Below are 16568 nucleotides of genomic sequence, written 5' to 3'. Positions count from 1 at the left end.
TTTTTACATCAAGCCCAAGCATCCATTTGCATGAGAACTACTTTTTTGCGGCAGGCAATAGAGCGGCAATATTTTGTCCATTTTATATAGTTTTATTTTACCATAAAAGACATTTTCACTTCGTTTCACACCATGGTCTCCTGTTTTTTCCACCCCGCTACGCCTTCGCGTAAAATTTTACACATACGGGCCATGCACATTTCCGGGCATACGCCTATATACTAATACAGCCGGTAAGAAAAATGGCACGGCAAAGCGGCTTTTATGGGCTGCAGGAAGTAGAGAAATTCAGGAGGGGTGAGCCGGAATGTGCGGAATAACCGGATGGGTCGATTTTCAAAAAGACTTGCGGAGTGAACTGGAAACAGTCAAAAAAATGACAGAGACGTTGACCAAACGGGGACCGGATGATACGAATTACTGGCTTTCGCCACATGCGGCATTCGGCCATAAACGGCTCGTCGTTGTTGACCCTTTATGCGGTGTGCAGCCGATGACGCGGCAAAAGGACGGAAAGATGTATACAATTTGCTATAACGGCGAATTGTACAATACGGAAGATTTGCGCGCGGAGCTTTTGAAAAAAGGCTATACTTATCAGGGCCACTCGGATACGGAAGTGCTTTTAACCGCTTATATCGAGTGGAAAGAGGCATGTGTGGACCGCCTGAACGGCATTTTTGCGTTTGTGGTCTGGGACGGGAACAAGGAACAGGTATTTGCGGCACGCGACCGCCTCGGGGTAAAACCGTTTTTTTACAAAGCACACGGAAGCGGGCTTTTGTTCGGCTCGGAAGTAAAAGCGATGCTCGCCCACCCGGATGTGAAAGCGGAAGTGGATGAGGCAGGGCTTGCCGAAATATGGGGGCTCGGGCCGTCGAGAACACCGGGGACGGGAATATTTCGCGGCATGGCGGAACTGCGCCCGGCACATGCGCTGAAGATGGATCGTAACGGATTAAAAGTGTGGCGGTACTGGAACGTGAAAAGCGCGCCGCATACGGAGGCAGCAGAGGAAACGGCGGAAACGATCCGTTTGCTCATTCAGGATGCGATTGTCCGTCAGCTTGTCTCGGATGTCCCGGTTTGCACGTTTTTATCCGGCGGCGTCGATTCAAGCGCCATTACCGCCATTGCTGCAGGCCATTTTCAAAGGGAAGGAAAAGGGCGGCTGCATACTTTTTCCATTGATTACGAAGGGAACGACCGCTATTTCAAAGCGAATGATTTTCAGCCGGATGCTGACGGGGTATTTATCCGCAAGATGTCAGAAGCATTTGATACAGTCCACCATCATTGCGTGATCACGCAGGAAGAACTGGCCGAATCTTTAAAAGCGGCTGTTCTCGCCCGGGATGTGCCGGGAATGGCGGATGTTGACTCATCGCTGCTCTGGTTTTGCCGCGAGATCAAAAAGGATTTTACCGTCAGCCTTTCGGGTGAGTGCGCGGATGAAATTTTCGGCGGGTATCCGTGGTTCCGGCGCGAAGATGATTTGAACCGAGAAGGCTTCCCATGGATGCGGTCCCTCGATGAACGGATCGGCCTGTTAAAAGAAGGCTGGCAGGAAAAATTGCAGTTAAAAGATTACGTGATGTCGAAATATGAAGCGTCTGTTGCGGAAACGCCGCTTTTAGATGGCGAAACCGATTTGGAAAAAAAGCGTCGCCAGCTGTTTTACATCAATATGCTTTGGTTTATGACAACGCTCCTTGACCGGAAAGACCGGATGAGCATGGGGGCGAGCCTCGAGGTGCGCGTACCGTTTGCCGATCACCGGATTGTGGAGTACGTCTGGAATATACCGTGGGAGATGAAGATGTACGGCGGCAGGGAAAAGGGCATTTTGCGGAAAGCGCTGGAAGGCATTTTGCCGGAAGAGATTTTATACCGGAAAAAAAGCCCGTATCCGAAGACGCACCATCCGGCTTACACGGCAGCAGTGAAGCGGTGGCTCGGTGAAGTTTTGGAACAGAAAGATTCCATTTTGTATGAATTTTTGCATCGCGATCAATTAATGGAGTTGATGGAGACAGACGGGAAAGCATTCCGGACACCGTGGTTCGGACAGCTGATGACGGGCCCGCAGCTGCTTGCCTACCTCGCCCAGATCCATTACTGGTTTGAAATATACAGGATTGACATTAAAGCTTAGCCGGCTGCCTCAAGCCGGTTTTTTTGGATTTCAGACGCATTCGCATTGTCTCAAACATCACTACGGCTATTATGGAGACACCTTTTACCTGCATTTCAGAAGCATTTCGCAGTGCCTCAAAACTCGCCCCTTTTTTGAACCCGCGCCCCTATTTTTCACTTTCTTTTTTCATGGCTTCTTCCGGTTGCGGCACGGCAGGCGGGATCCCGCGGCCGAATAAATGCTTTGTAAACCGGATCCACTCTTTTACCGCAAAAGAAAGGTATTGGTGTTTCGGCCAGATGATTGCCAGATTCCACGGGAGGACAGGTTCTTCCAGATGAATGATTTTGACGCGTTCCGGGTTAAACGCATGGCATATTGTACTTGGCAGCAGGGCAACGCCGAGATTGGACGCTACCAATTCACAGATGAGGTCCCACTGGGTGCTTTCGTATATAATGTTCGGCATAAACCCAAGCTTCAAACATTCCTTTATAATCTGGTCGTGAAGGGCAAAATCTCTATGGAAAAAAATGAATTCCTCCTCTTTCAGCTGTTTCAGCCGGACGCTTGAGCAGCCTGCAAACCGGTGGGACGGGTGCACAAGCAGCACAAGCCGGTCATGGACAAACGAAAAATGCCCGAACACCTCATCATCAACCGGCATCACGACGGCGCCGAGATCCAATGTCCCATTTTCCACATCACGGACCACTTTTCTTGTAACATCTTCCACGAGCTGGATTTTAATATCCGGGTAGGCATGATGAAATTCATCAATGACCCGGGGAAAATAGCGCGACCCGATCATTGGCGGCAGCCCGATCCGGATTTTTCCTTTTTTCAGGCCGGCCACATCATTGATCGCATCTGTCAGCTGCCGAAAAGCTTTCAGCGTTTTTTGCGCCTGCTGAAAAACGGCCTGTCCGGCATCGGTGAGGACGATTTTTTTCCCGGCGCGGTTAAACAAGGGGACGCCGAGTTCTTCTTCAAAGCTTTTTATCATTTTGCTGATTGTCGGCTGCGATACATAACATTCCCGGGCGGCTTTCGTGAAGCTGCCGTGAGTGGCAACGGAAACAAAGTACTGGAGATGCTGGATATCCAACTGGAACCCTCCTTGTATAGATAAAAGGCATTTTTACCATTCTATATATTCATTTTACCTATTATCGCCGGCGCGGTAAACTAGTTTTAGAAGGTGAAAATATTGAAAAAAGTCCTGATCGGAATGTTACAGATTGTCGGTTTGTATCTGTTCGCTGAAGTCATGGGCGCAGCTGCAAAACTGTTGCACATCCCGCTGCCGGGCAGCATGCTGGCAATGATTGCCCTCTTTCTCCTGCTGCAATTCGGCATCGTCAAAATGGGCTGGATTGAAATCGGGGCCAATTTCCTGATGGCGGAGCTGCTGTTGTTTTTTATCCCGTCAGCAGTCGGCATGGTGAAGTATAGAAACCTGCTTGTCCATAACGGCCCGGAAATCTTGGTTGTGATCCTGATAAGCCTGATTGCCGCGATGGCCTGTTCGGGATGGCTTGCGGACAAAATTGCAAATCGAAGGAGCGTGAGAATGCGTGATCGTTAAAATCGTGTGCCTGCTGTTAACGGTTGGAAGTTACTGGATTTTCAAAAAACTGTACGGGAAATACAAAAAAATCTTTGTTTCCCCGCTACTTGTCACGCCGGTATTATTAGGCGCCTTTTTACTCGGGGAAGATATACCGTACCGGGACTACCAGAAAGGCACCTCTGTTTTAACGGATTTGCTGCAGCCGGCCATTGTTGCTTTTGCTGTGCCGCTTTACCGCCATTTTAAAATCGTCCGCCAATATGCGGTTGAAATTTTAATCGGCATCGGGGCGGGATGGCTGATGGCAGTATTCCTTTCCTCGGCCATCGCTACGCTTTTTCATTTCAGCAAAAGCCTGGAGCACAGTATCATCCCGTTTACGATCACAACCCCGATTGCAATGGGCGTATCTGAAAAAATCGGCGGCGTGCCGTCTGTTACGGCTGTCTTTGTGATTTTGAACGCCATTATCGGCTCTGTGATGGCGCCGTGGCTGATCAAGCATTTGCGCATTAAAAACGAAATTGCCCACGGCATCCTGCTTGGAACGCATGCGAACGGGATCGGCACTTCTAAAGCATTCGAACTCAGTGCCCGGTCAGGCGCCATTTCCAGCGTCAGCATGATTATCGTTGCGGCTATTTCCATTTTTGTTACGCCGTGGATGGTATCCCATATCATTCATTAATCTAAAACGCCGCATATTCTTCCTTTTTCAATGCAAAATATAGCTGTAAAAAAGGAAAGGAGCGTGCAAATGGGCAGGCAGAAATACGGAAACCAGAATGCTGAGCGGAATAAAAATGCCAAGCTTGGAAATGAGATTGCAGAAGAACTCGTGGAATTCTCCACGGGCAGAAAAGATGAAATCGACCAGAAAAAGAAAAAAGGTGTGCGTAAATAAAGGAAAGCTGGCCTCGCCCCATGCAGGCCGGCTTTTTTGTTTTGATGGAAAATCCGCCTCGAAACCGGTACACTTATAGTAACAGGCCTCTGGAGGAAGTGGTGAATTTGGCAAAAACAACAAAAACAAACGCGATGCGGCTGCTTGATGCGCAGCAAATCCCGTACGGCATGCTGTCGTATGAGGTGAAGGACGGGAAAATCGACGGCATCTCCGTTGCGGAAAAAATTGGAAAACCGCCCGAAGCTGTTTATAAAACGCTGGTCACGCAGGGGCACAGCGGCGAACTTTATGTGTTTGTCATCCCGGTTGCGGCAGAACTCGACCTGAAAAAAGCCGCAAAAGCAGCGGGCGAGAAAAAGATCGAAATGGTCCATGTGAAAGATATCCAAAAATATACCGGCTATATTCGCGGCGGCTGTTCCCCGATCGGCATGAAGAAGCACTATGTGACATTTGTCGATGAGAGCGCAGCAACGCTTGATGAGGTGATCGTAAGCGCCGGGCGGATCGGCACGCAAATTGTTTTGGCGCCTGGTGATCTTTTAAAAGCCGCCGACGCAAACTATGCTGATTTAACGCATTAAAAGGATGCATGCCAGGGACATGAGACTTTTCAAATGTGTGACGTGTTCCATCATTTTCTTTAAGGGGGTGAGGAACATGGATAAACGGGATGTAGAGTACCAAATTGCCGATTTGAAAGCGGATTATGTTCGCCTACAGCAAGATTTGGAGAAATTGGAGTATGTAAAGGGCAACCTTCACCCGCTTGAAAAGCAGCTCGCGGAGATTGAACAGGCATTAAAGAAACTGTACCAGCAATTGGACCGCTTTTAATTCTTTTGCTTGCAAAGACGGGGCAGATTGCTTTTTCACCGGATCGCTTCAACTTTAATAAGGACTTGCTGAACGAATCCGACTCTGAGTTTGTACCCAATTTGTCAACAAGATTTGTCTAAAAATATAGAAGAATCCATCTTTGGAAATGCGATTATGTCTGCTCTATACTTTGAGTCAGCTTTCAAGTGCAAGCTTAAATTTTTGCCAAGTCTAGGAATTTTGCTTATTCTCAGCAATCCCTATGTGAAGGAAGCGAGGAAAATGGACGGTCTTTCTTCACATAGGGCGCGTCTACGCTAAGGAAGCACGAAAAAATGAAGGTCTTCCTTCACATAGAGCCCGTCTACGTTAAGGAAGCGCGGAAAATTGAAGGCTTTTCTTCACATAGGTCGCGTCTAAGTTAAGGAAGCGTGAAAAAATGACGTTGTTCCTTTACATAGAGGCTGTCTACGTTAAGGAAACACGAAAAAACGAAGGCCTTTCTTCACATAGAGGGCGTCTACGTTAAGGAAGCGCAGAAAAATGAAGGCCTTCCTTAACCTAGGGCGTGTCTATGTTAAGGAAGAACAAAAAATTGACGGCCTTTCTTCACATAGAGGCTGTCTACGTTAGGAAGCACGGAAAAATGAAGGTCTTCCTTCACATAGGGTGCGTTTCAAGTGCAAGCTTTTCCCTGTATTTTTTATAAACCCTTGCATTCAATTTAAGCAAAAGCCGTGAACATCCTTGCCAAATCTAGAAATTTTGCTTATTCAGCAAGCCCTAATCAAACTTGAAGAACCAGTTCCGGCAGCAAATAGAAAGCGGTTTCTTCGGACTAAATAAAAAAGCGGCGGTTGCTGCTTTTACGCAGGTTTCGCCGTTTTTTCTATTTTTTTGCATGCCAAAGAAAGTCCGCGACAAGCCGGTCCACGCGCTTATTCTCATGAAGGCTGCTGTGTTGCGCGTTTTTGCCGTAAACAATTTTAGACGTGTACTGCTTTTTCGGCACGATGAACCTGCTGAAGAGCGCGCTGTCCAGGGATACAAGGGAATCCCCCGATGCCGGCTTATTCACAACGCCTGCAATGGCAAGCACCTGAATATGCGGGTTGAACCGGCTTTTGTTGGCATACAAAGCTTTGAGCGCAACGGAACCCGGAAGCAGGTCGCGCGCCGCATCGCCGGTATTATTCGGATTTTGCTTAAAAACACGAGTCAGCACGCCTTCATAAGGGCTGCCAATCGTGACAAGCTTTTGAATGTCCGGATATTGCCGCCTGCCGGAAGTGTCTTCAATATATTTTGTGCAAATCAAACCGCCCATCGAATGCCCGACGAGATTGGCTTCTTTCACATCGTATTTCGTATAAAGAATGTGCATGGTTTTTTCAAGCCAGCCGGCCGTTTGCCGGAAACTTGCACGGTTATCGGAAAAAATGACCTGGATCATCGGATGCCGGGCCCGGTTGGAAATTTCCCCATTGACCACAATCATCCCGTCTTTTGTAACGCGAATCACCATTGCTTTTTCAGCGGTTCCGCTTTTTTCCAGCCGGCCGAGCATCCCATTAAACGATCGGGCCGTTCCTTTATAGCCGTGTACGAACACAGTCGGAACGGGTTTTTGTGCCGGCGGGGCCGCAGCGGCATTGCTTTTGTCCGTACGATAGGAAAACCATACAGTTGAAAGGCTGAGCATAAGAAACAAACAAATCATGGCCAGAATCGCATTCCGACGCTGGATATATGGCATGCTAACACCCCTTGATGGAAGTCATGGTGTAACTTTCCTGCGAAATGATGTTTATTTTATCATACAAAGTAGCGAAAGGGAATAGGGAGAAAGCGGTTGTAACAGAATTTTTCCGATGCCATTGACGGAGAAAAAGTTTCATTCTATGATGTTGGAAAGCGCTGTTTTCTTTACTGGTGAATAGGCAGGCGTAAAGGCGGGAAAACGCCTGTTGCCTCGCGTATACCAATGATGGTTATAAATGGAGGAAAAGTTGTGGATTCAATACTTGAACGAATTCAAAAGGAAATGCATCACTTTACGGGCACAGAGAAGAAAATTGGCACATATATTTTGGAACATCCCGAAATGGTTCCGACAATGACCACAAAGGATTTATCGGAAAAAACCGGTGTAAGCGAGTCGAGCGTTGTCCGGTTTTGCAAAACGATCGGCATTGCGAGCTTTAAGACGTTTAAGCTGGAGCTTGTGAAAAATTTAACTTTAACCGAAAGTCATATGACAGACTTTTCAATTTTGCAACAAAAAGATTCTCCTTATGATTTATTCCAAAAAGTTACGTATGGGAATAAGAAGGCGATAGAATCGTGTGTTTCTTCCCTTGACAGGAGAGAACTGGAAAAAGCCGCCAACGTGCTTGAAAATGCTAGAAAAGTGGTGTTTTTTGGTGTCGGCGGGTCGGTAACTGCCGCTGTCGATGCATGCTATAAATTTACAAGGCTGGGGTGCCAGTCCATTTTTTCCCAAGATTATCATTATCTAATCTCCCTAATCCCTTACATGAATAAGATGGATGTGTTTGTGGCGCTCAGCGTTTCCGGGCGGACGAAGGATGTGCTCGAACTCGCTGATTTTGCGAAAAGGAAAGGGGCAAAAGTGATTGCCATCACGAATATGGAGAAATCTCCATTGTATAAACAAGCGGATATCAGGCTTTGTACGCCGATATCCGAGGAAGATTTCCGGATCGGAACAACGTCTTCGAGAATGGCGCAGCTGAATATCATTGACGCGCTCTATTTAAGTGTTTTTCAGCGCAAGGGGGAAGACATTTTGAAGTATTACAATGAAACGAGAAACGAATACCTCAGGCTGCGAAGATAACGGGAATTTTGTAAAAGCCCCTACACAAGATTTATATCTTTCTTTTACAAATCCAACATACTTCCTTCAAAATCCTTTTTTACAATAAGAGGCGTAAGCACAAAACGAAAAAGGGGAGGAAGAACATTGGGTAAAAAGAACCGTATGATGAAAGCGGCAATTGCCTTGTCTGCAGTGGCGGCTTTGGGGGTATACGGCATTGCAGATGCAAAAGCTTACAAGCCTTCAAAACACACCGGTCATGCAGCTTCCGCGAAGGCGAAGAATGTGATTCTGTTTGTCGGGGATGGTATGGGGGCTGCGCAGCGGGATGCGATCCGCCTTGCTTCAACCGGCCTGAGCGGGGACCTTGAAATGAACAAAATGCCGTATGCGGGGGTCGTACATACAAGCTCCACCTCCGTGGTGACTGATTCGGCTGCAGCTGCGACCGCTATGGCGTCAGGCGTCAAAACGAATAACGGGGCAATCGGTGTCGATGCCAATAAAGTAAGCAAAAAGACCGTTCTTGAAGAAGCGAAGCAAGCCGGCAAGTCAACAGGATTGGTCACGACAAGCCAAATCACAGATGCAACGCCTGCCGCTTTCGGTGCCCATGTCAAAAACCGTTCCGAACAGAGCAAAATTGCAAAGCAATACTTGGAAAACAGCAAAGTGGACGTGCTGCTCGGCGGCGGGGAAGATTACTGGTACCCGCAAGGCTCACAGGGCGCTTATGAAGACCATCCGGCAAAAGATCCTTCCGAAGCAAGCAAAGGCACGGAAGGAAATCTTGTCGGCAAAGCGAAACGGCTCGGTTACCAGTATGTTACAAATGCTTCCGGGCTGAAAAAGGCAGGCGGGAATAAGCTTTTAGGCCTTTTTGCCAATGAAGAAATGTTTGAACAGCGAGAGGAGGGCCATGGCGACCAGTATGACCCGGTTGTTTCGCTTCCGCAAATGACGGAAAAAGCAATCAGCACGCTGTCAAAAAATAAAAAAGGCTTTTTCCTGATGGTTGAAGAAGAAGCGATCGATGAAATGGCCCATGAAAATAATGCCTCCCAGCTGATCAAGGCGGGCCGGCAACTGGATAATGCCGTTAAAGCGGCAAAAGATTATGCGAAAAAGCACCCGGATACACTTGTGCTTGTCCTGGCCGACCATGACTGCGGCGGCATGACGGTTGAAAACGTCGAGCACAGCGATGAATCCGGGGACGGCATTTCAAAAGAAGACGGGCCGTTCCAGGTGGCGGGTTCCAGCGCGCAATTTGTCGTGGACTGGACAACTTCCGGCCATACGGCAGCCGATATCCCGCTCACGGCGACAGGCAGCGGCGCATCGTTGTTTGAAGGCACTTATGAAAACACATATATCCATGATGCTTTGCTGAGAGCGATGGGGCTGAAAAAATAATATATACCGGGCCGGACAACTGCCGGGGTGGTTTTCTCCGTATACCGCCCCGGCAAAATCTGTTATAATAGAGGCAAATTTTGCGGAAAGGATGGGAGCCTTGTGGCAGCAATGGATAAAGCCAGACAGGTTTTAAAACAATATTATGGCTATGATCATTTTCGCCGCGGGCAGGAAGCCATTATCAGCCAGATCATGGATGGCAAGGATACATTGGGCATGATGCCGACCGGCGGGGGAAAGTCGGTTTGCTACCAGGTGCCAGCCATGCTTTTATCAGGGGTTACGCTTGTCATTTCGCCGCTGATTTCCTTGATGAAAGACCAAGTGGATACACTGGCAAACATTGGGATACCGGCAACATATGTGAACAGTTCCCTGAACCCGGCAGAAATCGATGAGCGGCTTGCGGCTGCATCAAAAGGCGCATACAAATTAATCTATCTCGCACCGGAACGGCTCGAATTTCCTCCTTTTTTACATCTTCTCGAAAACATCAATGTCTCCCTTATTGCTGTTGATGAAGCGCATTGTATCTCACAATGGGGCCACGACTTCCGCCCAAGCTACCGTTTAATCGAAAAATTGATTTCACAATTTAAGCCAAAGCCGGTGACGCTTGCTTTAACCGCTACAGCGACGCCGCAGGTAAAGAAAGACATCTGCCGGCTGCTCCAGATTCCGGAAGAAAACACAGTGGCGACAGGTTTTGCCCGTGAGAATCTGCATTTGCAGGTGGTGAAAGGCCAGGATCGCGATGCCTTTGTGCTGGATTACATCCTGAAAAATGCAAACCAGTCCGGGATTATTTACACGGCAACGAGAAAAGAGACCGAACGTATTTACAATTTTCTTGTTAAAAATGGCATTCGTGCGGGAAAATATCATGCAGGGATGAAAGAAGCGGAGCGCGACAGCTTTCAGGACCGGTTTTTATACGATGATATTTCCGTAATGGTCGCCACTTCCGCGTTCGGAATGGGGATTGATAAAAGCAATGTGCGGTTTGTCATCCATTATAATTTGCCGAAAAATATGGAGGCGTATTACCAGGAAGCAGGACGGGCCGGGCGCGACGGGGAGGAAAGCGACTGTATTTTGCTGTTTGCCCCCCAAGATATCCATACGCAAACTTTTTTAATCGAGCAGTCAGCAAATGAAGACAGAAAACCGGGCGAGTATGCCAAGTTACGAAAAATGCTGGACTACTGCCATACGGAAGGCTGTTTTCAGCAGTTCATTTTGCATTATTTCGGCGAGAAAGAGACACAGCCATGTGGTAAATGCGGCAACTGCCTGGATACCCGCGCAAAAACAGACGTGACAAAAGAAGCGCAAATGGTTTTTTCCTGTGTCAAAAGGATGCAGGAACGGTTCGGCAAAACGATGATTGCAAAAGTACTGGCCGGATCAAACGACCAGAAAATCAGGCAATTCGGTTTTGACAAGCTGTCCACTTTTGGCATTATGAAAGACAAAACGCAAAAAGAAGTGGCAGAACTGATTGATTTTCTGACAGCTGACGGTTTTTTGCGTGCCAAAGACGGTACATACCCGGTGCTTATGCTGACCAAAAAGGCAGTGGAAGTCCTGCTTTCAAAAAAACAGGTTTTCCGGAAAGAAAGTGTCAGGGCGCAGCAAATTGCATCCGATAACCTTTTATTCGAAAAACTGCGGACACTTCGCAAAGAGATTGCTGACCGTGAAAAAATACCGCCTTATATTGTCTTTTCCGACCAGTCGCTAAGGGAAATGAGTGCCAGAATGCCTATAACCAGGGAAGCGTTCCTGCAGGTGAAAGGGGTTGGGGAAAGAAAGGTGGAACAGTACGCCGAGCTGTTTATGCGCGTGATCCGGACTTACATGGAAGAAGAAGGGATACAAGCACAAGCGCAGCCGAAAGCATTGCCGCATACAAAAAAGGTGCATGAAGACGGGAAAGAAAAAAGCCATCATGTGACATACCGCCTGTTGCAAGAAGGAAAAACGATCCGTGAAATCGCGGAAATCCGCGGCATGTCGGAAAGAACGATTGAAACGCATGTGATCAAATGTTCAGACGAGGGATTTCCGGTAGAATGGAGCCGCTTTATTCCCGAAAGGTACCGGGAGCGAATCGCGGATGCCATAAACCGGGCAGGTTCCGGGCGGCTAACGCCGATAAAGGAATTGTTGCCGGATGAGGTCAGTTATTTTATGATCCGGGCCTTCTTACAGGAAAGGAAGCATCATGCGGAACAAGAAAAACCAGCATCATATATATCTGGAGGGGATTGACATCATGATTGAATGTATCGCATCCGATATGGATGGCACTTTGCTCAACTCAAGGCAGGAAGTCAGCCCGGCAAATGCCGAAGCGATTAAACTGGCGCAGAAAAAAGGGATTCACTTTGTCGTGACAACAGGCCGGTCTTATGAAGAAGCGCGGCTTGTGCTCGATCCTGTCGGCATTGACTGTACGGTAATCGGGCTGAACGGGGCCGAAGTGCGGGATGAAAAGGGAAAATTACTCAAAACAAGCGGGCTGGATCCCCTGACAGCTTCCCAGGTGGCCGATGTTTTCGACCAACTCGGCATTTATTATGAATTTTTTACCAATAAAGGTACCTATACGGAAGATTACGAGGAAAACATGGATATGCTGGTCAATTTGTTCCATACCGCAAACCCCGAAGTGCCGGTGGAAGAAGTGCGGAACTATATTGAGCAGCGCGGCATCCGGAGATACGTCCATAATATTCGAGATACAAAGGATATTTTTCACGATCCGTCCATTTTGTTTTACAAAATATTGGCCTTCAATGAAGATGAACAAAGGCTCCGACAAATCGGCAAGCACCTTGAAAAAGATTTTCCCGATATTAAAGTGACTTCATCAGGATTCCGTAATATTGAAATCAACCATGTGTCGGCGCAAAAAGGGATTGCGCTCAAGGAATACACGGAAAAACACGGGCTCTCAATGGAGAAAACGATGGCTATCGGGGACAACTTAAATGATATTTCCATGCTCGAAAGGGTGGGCTATCCGTTTGCGATGGGAAATGCCGAAAATGAAGTATTGGAAATTTGCCGCTACCGGACGAAAAGAAATGATGAAGACGGCGTGGCAAAAGCGATTTACAGAATGCTTGAAATGGGTTAGAACCCATTGCCCCCGCCCCGGTTTATATTTGATAAACCGAGGGCAGGGGGTCTGGCAGGCAGAGTTCCTTGCACGACTCAACGATTGGCGCCTTTATGGGTTAATTACCCTTATCGGACCCGGTCGTTTTCCCAGTCATACGTCCAGAAGTATTCATAATGGAGCCATTCCAGAGTTTCTGGGTCTTTTTGCTTCAGTTTTTCTTCCCGCTCTGCCATCATCCAGCCGGTCTGGGATAGGTGGGCTTTCATTGCGCCGATTTTTTGCTCAGCTGCGCCGCTTACATCATTGCGGACATCCGGCTTTCCGATCTCCGCTTCATGGTTTTTGGAAAAAGCAACGCAGTGGAGTTTCGGGCGTTTGTTTTCAGGAATTCGGCGGAGCGCGCGGACAACGGCTCTTCCGGTTGCTTCGTGGTCAGGATGGACAGAGTAGCCTGGGTAAAAGGTAATGACAAGTGACGGATTCAGCTCATGGACGAGGTCAAGTACCATTTTGACCATCTTCTCATCGTCTTCAAATTCTACAGTTTTATCGCGCAACCCCATCATGCGTAAATCCTGAATCCCCATAATCTCGGCCGCCTTTTGCAGTTCTTTTTTCCGGATATGCGGCAGCGATTCTCTTGTGGCAAAAGGGGGATAGCCGAGATTTCGCGCCATTTCCCCAAGCGTCAGGCAGGCATAAGTGACCGGCGTGCCGTTTTTCACATGGGTTGCGATCGTGCCGGATACACCGAAAGCCTCGTCATCGGGATGCGGGAAAATCACCAGAACATGGCGCTCTTTTTCCATTTTTCTCATCTCCTCACTCAAATGGTGTCATGCTCAATTCGAGGGCAACAGCCAACTTCCCGTCATAACCATGGCCGGCAAAAAGCAAGCGGTCGAATTCATCTTTTTCAAAGTGGGTCAGGCCTTCTGCATAAATCCAGCCAATTTTCATTTTCAAGCCGATCCGGTAAGGGCCGTCCCCAACAATTTTTCCGTGTTCATAGGATACTTGCGCATTGCGGATATAGGCGCCTGCAGAGAAAAATGACTCATTGACATGGGAGGCATAGGCGCCATTGGTTGTTTCCAAATGGATATACACCGGTTTTCCGGCAAGTTCGTCCAGCCATTTTTGGGCTGTTTGTTTTTGTATCGGTTCCATTTTCTTCCTCCTTTTGGCCGTCCGCTCCTGTTTCTTTCCATTATACCAACCGGCAGCACTTTAAGAAAAAATTAAAAACCGGGTCCCCGGCGGAATGTTCCGGCAGGGCCCGGTTTGACTTAAGAGTTGGTATGCGAGAAACGGGTATATGCGCCGTGCATCACAGGGCCGACATATTCGTTCAGCTTAAAGCCGTGTTCAATCGCCATATGGACAAATTCTTTTGCCACTTTCACTGCACCAGACACGGTGTTGCCCTTTGCCAGTTCGGCCGTGATGGCAGCGGCAAATGTGCAGCCTGCACCGTGGTTATACGTTGTTTTGATTTTCTTCGATTCGAGAATTTCAAAATCTTCCCCATCATAGAACAAGTCGATGGCCTGATCCGTATCCAACCCTCTGCCGCCTTTTATGACAACATTTTTCGCGCCCAGTTCATGAATTTTGACCGCTGCTTCTTTCATGTCCTCAACGGTTTTAATCGGGCCGGTTTGGGCCAGCTGCCAGGCTTCAAACAAGTTCGGCGTTGTAATCGTTGCCCGCGGAAGCAAAAGCTCGCGCATTGCATCCGTATTTTCCGGCTGCAATACCTCATCTTCGCCTTTACATACCATAACCGGGTCAATGACCACTTTGTCGAGATGGTATTCATCTATTTTACGGGCGGCCAGTTCAATAATGTCCACTGAACCGAGCATACCGGTTTTCATCGCGTCAATTCCGACAGAAAGGATGGTCTCAAGCTGCGGTTCGACAATATTGACATCAATCGGGAAAACATTATGATGCCAACCGTTTTTTGGATCCATCGCAACGATGGAAGTAATCGCGGACATGCCGTAAACCCCGAGTTCCTGGAATGTTTTCAAGTCCGCCTGAAGGCCTGCGCCGCCGCTCGAATCAGAACCAGCCAGCGTAAAAGTTTTCTTTAAACCCATCACGCACCCATCTCCTTTAAAAATAAGCTTTACACTATTTTAGAATATAATACTGCCATGAAAAATACAAATCCCGGGGGCGTGCATCAAGCGGCCGAATGCTTGATGAACAGGGGATGATCTGCCAGTCACACAGCAGGGCCGCGAACCGAACTTTAGAATGACCGGCTTTCAAAAGAAGGTATTGTAATATTTAAAATAGAAAGTAAATATTGACTTATTTAATCATCTGTACTATATTTTAACTTGAGAAAAATAAGAATTTCATGATAAAGAACCATGTCTTGTGAAAACAATATTTTATTTGATTAATTTCAAAATTGTTCGTGCCTTCTATTTATTCTTTAAAAATTAGAGGTTTCGTAATGTACAAATTTAAAACGTTAACCATTTTCTTGTTTACTTTTTACTTTAGTATGGGGGTATCCAAGTATATCCAGATACTTTGGTTTGAAAAGAACGATAGCGTATTTAATTTTTCTTTATCTTATTCCGCCATGGCGGTAGCAGGTTCATTTAGTTTTCTATTAGGAAAGAAAGTAAATCAGTTAAGTATTAAAAAAGGGATATTTATTTTTATTCCGCTTTATATGGCAGGCATGTTGCTCAGGATCTTTCCCCAGCCGTTTTTTATTCCGATAATTTCCGGCGCCGTATCAGGGATTGGGGCAGCAACGGTCTTATTAATTACCCGAACCTGGATCGCTGCACTGATAGCTGATCATCCGGAAATAAGTTCAAAATTAATATCATCAAAGGCCATTATTTCTCAAATTGCTATGATCTCCACTACATTTCTCAGTGGGCAGGCCTTATATTTTTTAGGAGAGAGCAGTGCATCTTATATTAGTTTGTTGATCATGGCTCCGATTCTTTTATTTGGTGTTTTTTTCATCCGTGATTATCCGGATGATCACATTATTAAAAAGACAAGAAATAAAACAGTGTTGCCATCAAACAAAAAGATAGCAATTCTTGTATATACTTTAGGAATCCTTATCGGAATGAATCTTGGCTTAGTGCAACCTTATTTGCCCATAATATTAAAGGAAGTAGGCCAATTTAATATATCATTTGTCAGTACGCTGATGACAATTGTTTCTGTTGTTCAAATGCTTAGCAGTTTGTTCTTTCGCAATAAGAAAATGAATCAGCGGCCAAATATTTTCTTTTTAATAATAGAATTGGTAATCTTTATTATCTTTACTTTTACTGGCGTAATGGATTTGCGTCATATGATCATCATTCCCGTTTTTTTATTTGCGATCCTCATAACAGGATTTCAAATAGTGAGGGAAATAATGGAGTATACCATGTTTCCTGCGGAAGAATTAACCCTTTATTTGGGAATCGTTCAATCTTCTGTATTGGTAGGTGACTCGGTTGGAGGTCCAGTGGGGGGATATTTATATAATTTAAGCATATCTATGCTGTTCATTGTTTTTGCAATTTTAAATTTGATCATCGGCATTGGCTATACAATCATATATTCTATTCATTCGAAATATAATAAGCGGATTGCATTGTCACAGGAGATCGATCATACTTTAACAAAATAATTCACCAAGTACGTTAACAAGAAAAAAAGAATCCATCTATGGATATATTTTAGGATTAGTTGTGTCTAAATTTA

16 protein-coding genes are annotated in these 16568 nt (G+C 46.6%); 11 read left to right on the top strand and 5 right to left on the bottom strand.

The annotated features are described in order from the left end of the window. Window positions 1–307: 307 nt before the first annotated feature. Window positions 308–2155, top strand: a complete 1848-nt coding sequence (asnB, locus tag OF158_RS17025; protein WP_035183161.1) for an asparagine synthase (glutamine-hydrolyzing) — start codon at window positions 308–310, stop codon at window positions 2153–2155. A gap of 148 nt (window positions 2156–2303) precedes the next feature. Here the strand turns inward: asnB and OF158_RS17020 are convergent, their stop codons facing one another. Beyond that, window positions 2304–3245, bottom strand: coding sequence for a LysR family transcriptional regulator (locus OF158_RS17020; protein ID WP_014096689.1), 942 nt, complete (start codon window positions 3243–3245; stop codon window positions 2304–2306). A gap of 102 nt (window positions 3246–3347) precedes the next feature. Here OF158_RS17020 and OF158_RS17015 point away from each other — a divergent pair, with 102 nt between their 5' ends. The 5 genes from OF158_RS17015 (at window position 3348) to OF158_RS16995 (ending at window position 5454) form a co-directional block, all read left to right on the top strand. Then, the gene (locus tag OF158_RS17015) at window positions 3348–3725 is read left to right on the top strand and encodes a CidA/LrgA family protein (protein WP_035183163.1); all 378 of its coding nucleotides are present in this window, start codon (window positions 3348–3350) and stop codon (window positions 3723–3725) included. Further along, window positions 3715–4398, top strand: coding sequence for an LrgB family protein (locus OF158_RS17010; RefSeq protein WP_026684575.1), 684 nt, complete (start codon window positions 3715–3717; stop codon window positions 4396–4398). Before OF158_RS17015 ends, OF158_RS17010 begins: the two co-directional genes overlap by 11 nt. 69 nt (window positions 4399–4467) lie before the next feature. Continuing rightward, window positions 4468–4614, top strand: a complete 147-nt coding sequence (locus tag OF158_RS17005; RefSeq protein WP_164931356.1) for a hypothetical protein — start codon at window positions 4468–4470, stop codon at window positions 4612–4614. A 107-nt stretch (window positions 4615–4721) separates the two neighbouring features. Next, a complete protein-coding gene (ybaK, locus tag OF158_RS17000; protein ID WP_035183165.1) occupies window positions 4722–5201 on the top strand; it encodes a Cys-tRNA(Pro) deacylase in 480 nt (159 codons plus the stop codon). A gap of 76 nt (window positions 5202–5277) precedes the next feature. Next, window positions 5278–5454 carry an SE1832 family protein gene (locus OF158_RS16995; protein ID WP_164931355.1) on the top strand — a complete coding sequence of 59 codons (177 nt, stop codon included), beginning with the start codon at window positions 5278–5280 and terminating at the stop codon, window positions 5452–5454. An 871-nt stretch (window positions 5455–6325) separates the two neighbouring features. On the opposite strand, the gene OF158_RS16990 is transcribed toward OF158_RS16995, so the two are convergent. Beyond that, a complete protein-coding gene (locus OF158_RS16990; RefSeq protein ID WP_035183167.1) occupies window positions 6326–7192 on the bottom strand; it encodes an alpha/beta hydrolase in 867 nt (288 codons plus the stop codon). Window positions 7193–7447: 255 nt separating this feature from the next. Here OF158_RS16990 and OF158_RS16985 point away from each other — a divergent pair, with 255 nt between their 5' ends. From OF158_RS16985 to OF158_RS16970, 4 genes are all read left to right on the top strand, one after another. Continuing rightward, window positions 7448–8296, top strand: a complete 849-nt coding sequence (locus OF158_RS16985) for a MurR/RpiR family transcriptional regulator (RefSeq protein ID WP_035183170.1) — start codon at window positions 7448–7450, stop codon at window positions 8294–8296. Between the two features lie 126 nt (window positions 8297–8422). Then, window positions 8423–9694 (top strand): alkaline phosphatase, encoded by a 1272-nt coding sequence (locus OF158_RS16980; RefSeq protein WP_035183171.1) that lies wholly within the window; start codon window positions 8423–8425, stop codon window positions 9692–9694. Window positions 9695–9796: 102 nt separating this feature from the next. Then, window positions 9797–11971: a DNA helicase RecQ gene (gene recQ / locus OF158_RS16975; RefSeq protein ID WP_035183173.1), complete on the top strand. Its 2175-nt coding sequence runs from the start codon at window positions 9797–9799 to the stop codon at window positions 11969–11971. A gap of 4 nt (window positions 11972–11975) precedes the next feature. Then, complete coding sequence (locus OF158_RS16970; RefSeq protein WP_035183175.1) at window positions 11976–12842, top strand: Cof-type HAD-IIB family hydrolase; 867 nt, start codon at window positions 11976–11978, stop codon at window positions 12840–12842. Between the two features lie 110 nt (window positions 12843–12952). Here OF158_RS16970 and bshB2 read toward each other — a convergent pair whose 3' ends face one another. From bshB2 to pdxK, 3 genes are all read right to left on the bottom strand, one after another. Further along, window positions 12953–13636 (bottom strand): bacillithiol biosynthesis deacetylase BshB2, encoded by a 684-nt coding sequence (gene bshB2 / locus OF158_RS16965; protein WP_014096699.1) that lies wholly within the window; start codon window positions 13634–13636, stop codon window positions 12953–12955. 13 nt (window positions 13637–13649) lie between these two features. Continuing rightward, entirely contained in the window at window positions 13650–13997 is a 348-nt protein-coding gene (locus tag OF158_RS16960) for a YojF family protein (protein ID WP_013860797.1), read from the bottom strand. A gap of 119 nt (window positions 13998–14116) precedes the next feature. Beyond that, the gene (gene pdxK, locus OF158_RS16955) at window positions 14117–14935 is read right to left on the bottom strand and encodes a pyridoxine/pyridoxal/pyridoxamine kinase (RefSeq protein WP_014096700.1); all 819 of its coding nucleotides are present in this window, start codon (window positions 14933–14935) and stop codon (window positions 14117–14119) included. 365 nt (window positions 14936–15300) lie between these two features. Between pdxK and OF158_RS16950 the strand changes: the two genes are divergently transcribed. Beyond that, on the top strand, window positions 15301–16494 hold the full coding sequence (locus OF158_RS16950) for an MFS transporter (RefSeq protein ID WP_014096701.1): 1194 nt from the start codon (window positions 15301–15303) through the stop codon (window positions 16492–16494). Window positions 16495–16568 lie beyond the last annotated feature (74 nt).

It is taken from the genome of Weizmannia sp. WK01, assembly GCF_025905465.1.
Lineage (GTDB): Bacteria > Bacillota > Bacilli > Bacillales > Bacillaceae_C > Weizmannia > Weizmannia faecalis.
Note: the sequence above shows the minus strand (reverse complement) of the source record. Positions and strands in the feature narration are given on the sequence as shown.

Bases quoted from the DNA above. Each gene is read 5' to 3' on its own strand.
- asnB (WP_035183161.1), top strand. From the start codon at position 308: ATGTGCGGAATAACCGGATGGGTCGATTTTCAAAAAGACTTGCGGAGT.
- OF158_RS17005 (WP_164931356.1), top strand. From the start codon at position 4,468: ATGGGCAGGCAGAAATACGGAAACCAGAATGCTGAGCGGAATAAAAAT.
- OF158_RS16995 (WP_164931355.1), top strand. From the start codon at position 5,278: ATGGATAAACGGGATGTAGAGTACCAAATTGCCGATTTGAAAGCGGAT.
- OF158_RS16990 (WP_035183167.1), bottom strand. From the start codon at position 7,192: ATGCCATATATCCAGCGTCGGAATGCGATTCTGGCCATGATTTGTTTG.
- OF158_RS16970 (WP_035183175.1), top strand. From the start codon at position 11,976: ATGATTGAATGTATCGCATCCGATATGGATGGCACTTTGCTCAACTCA.
- bshB2 (WP_014096699.1), bottom strand. From the start codon at position 13,636: ATGGAAAAAGAGCGCCATGTTCTGGTGATTTTCCCGCATCCCGATGAC.
- OF158_RS16960 (WP_013860797.1), bottom strand. From the start codon at position 13,997: ATGGAACCGATACAAAAACAAACAGCCCAAAAATGGCTGGACGAACTT.
- pdxK (WP_014096700.1), bottom strand. From the start codon at position 14,935: ATGGGTTTAAAGAAAACTTTTACGCTGGCTGGTTCTGATTCGAGCGGC.
- OF158_RS16950 (WP_014096701.1), top strand. From the start codon at position 15,301: ATGTACAAATTTAAAACGTTAACCATTTTCTTGTTTACTTTTTACTTT.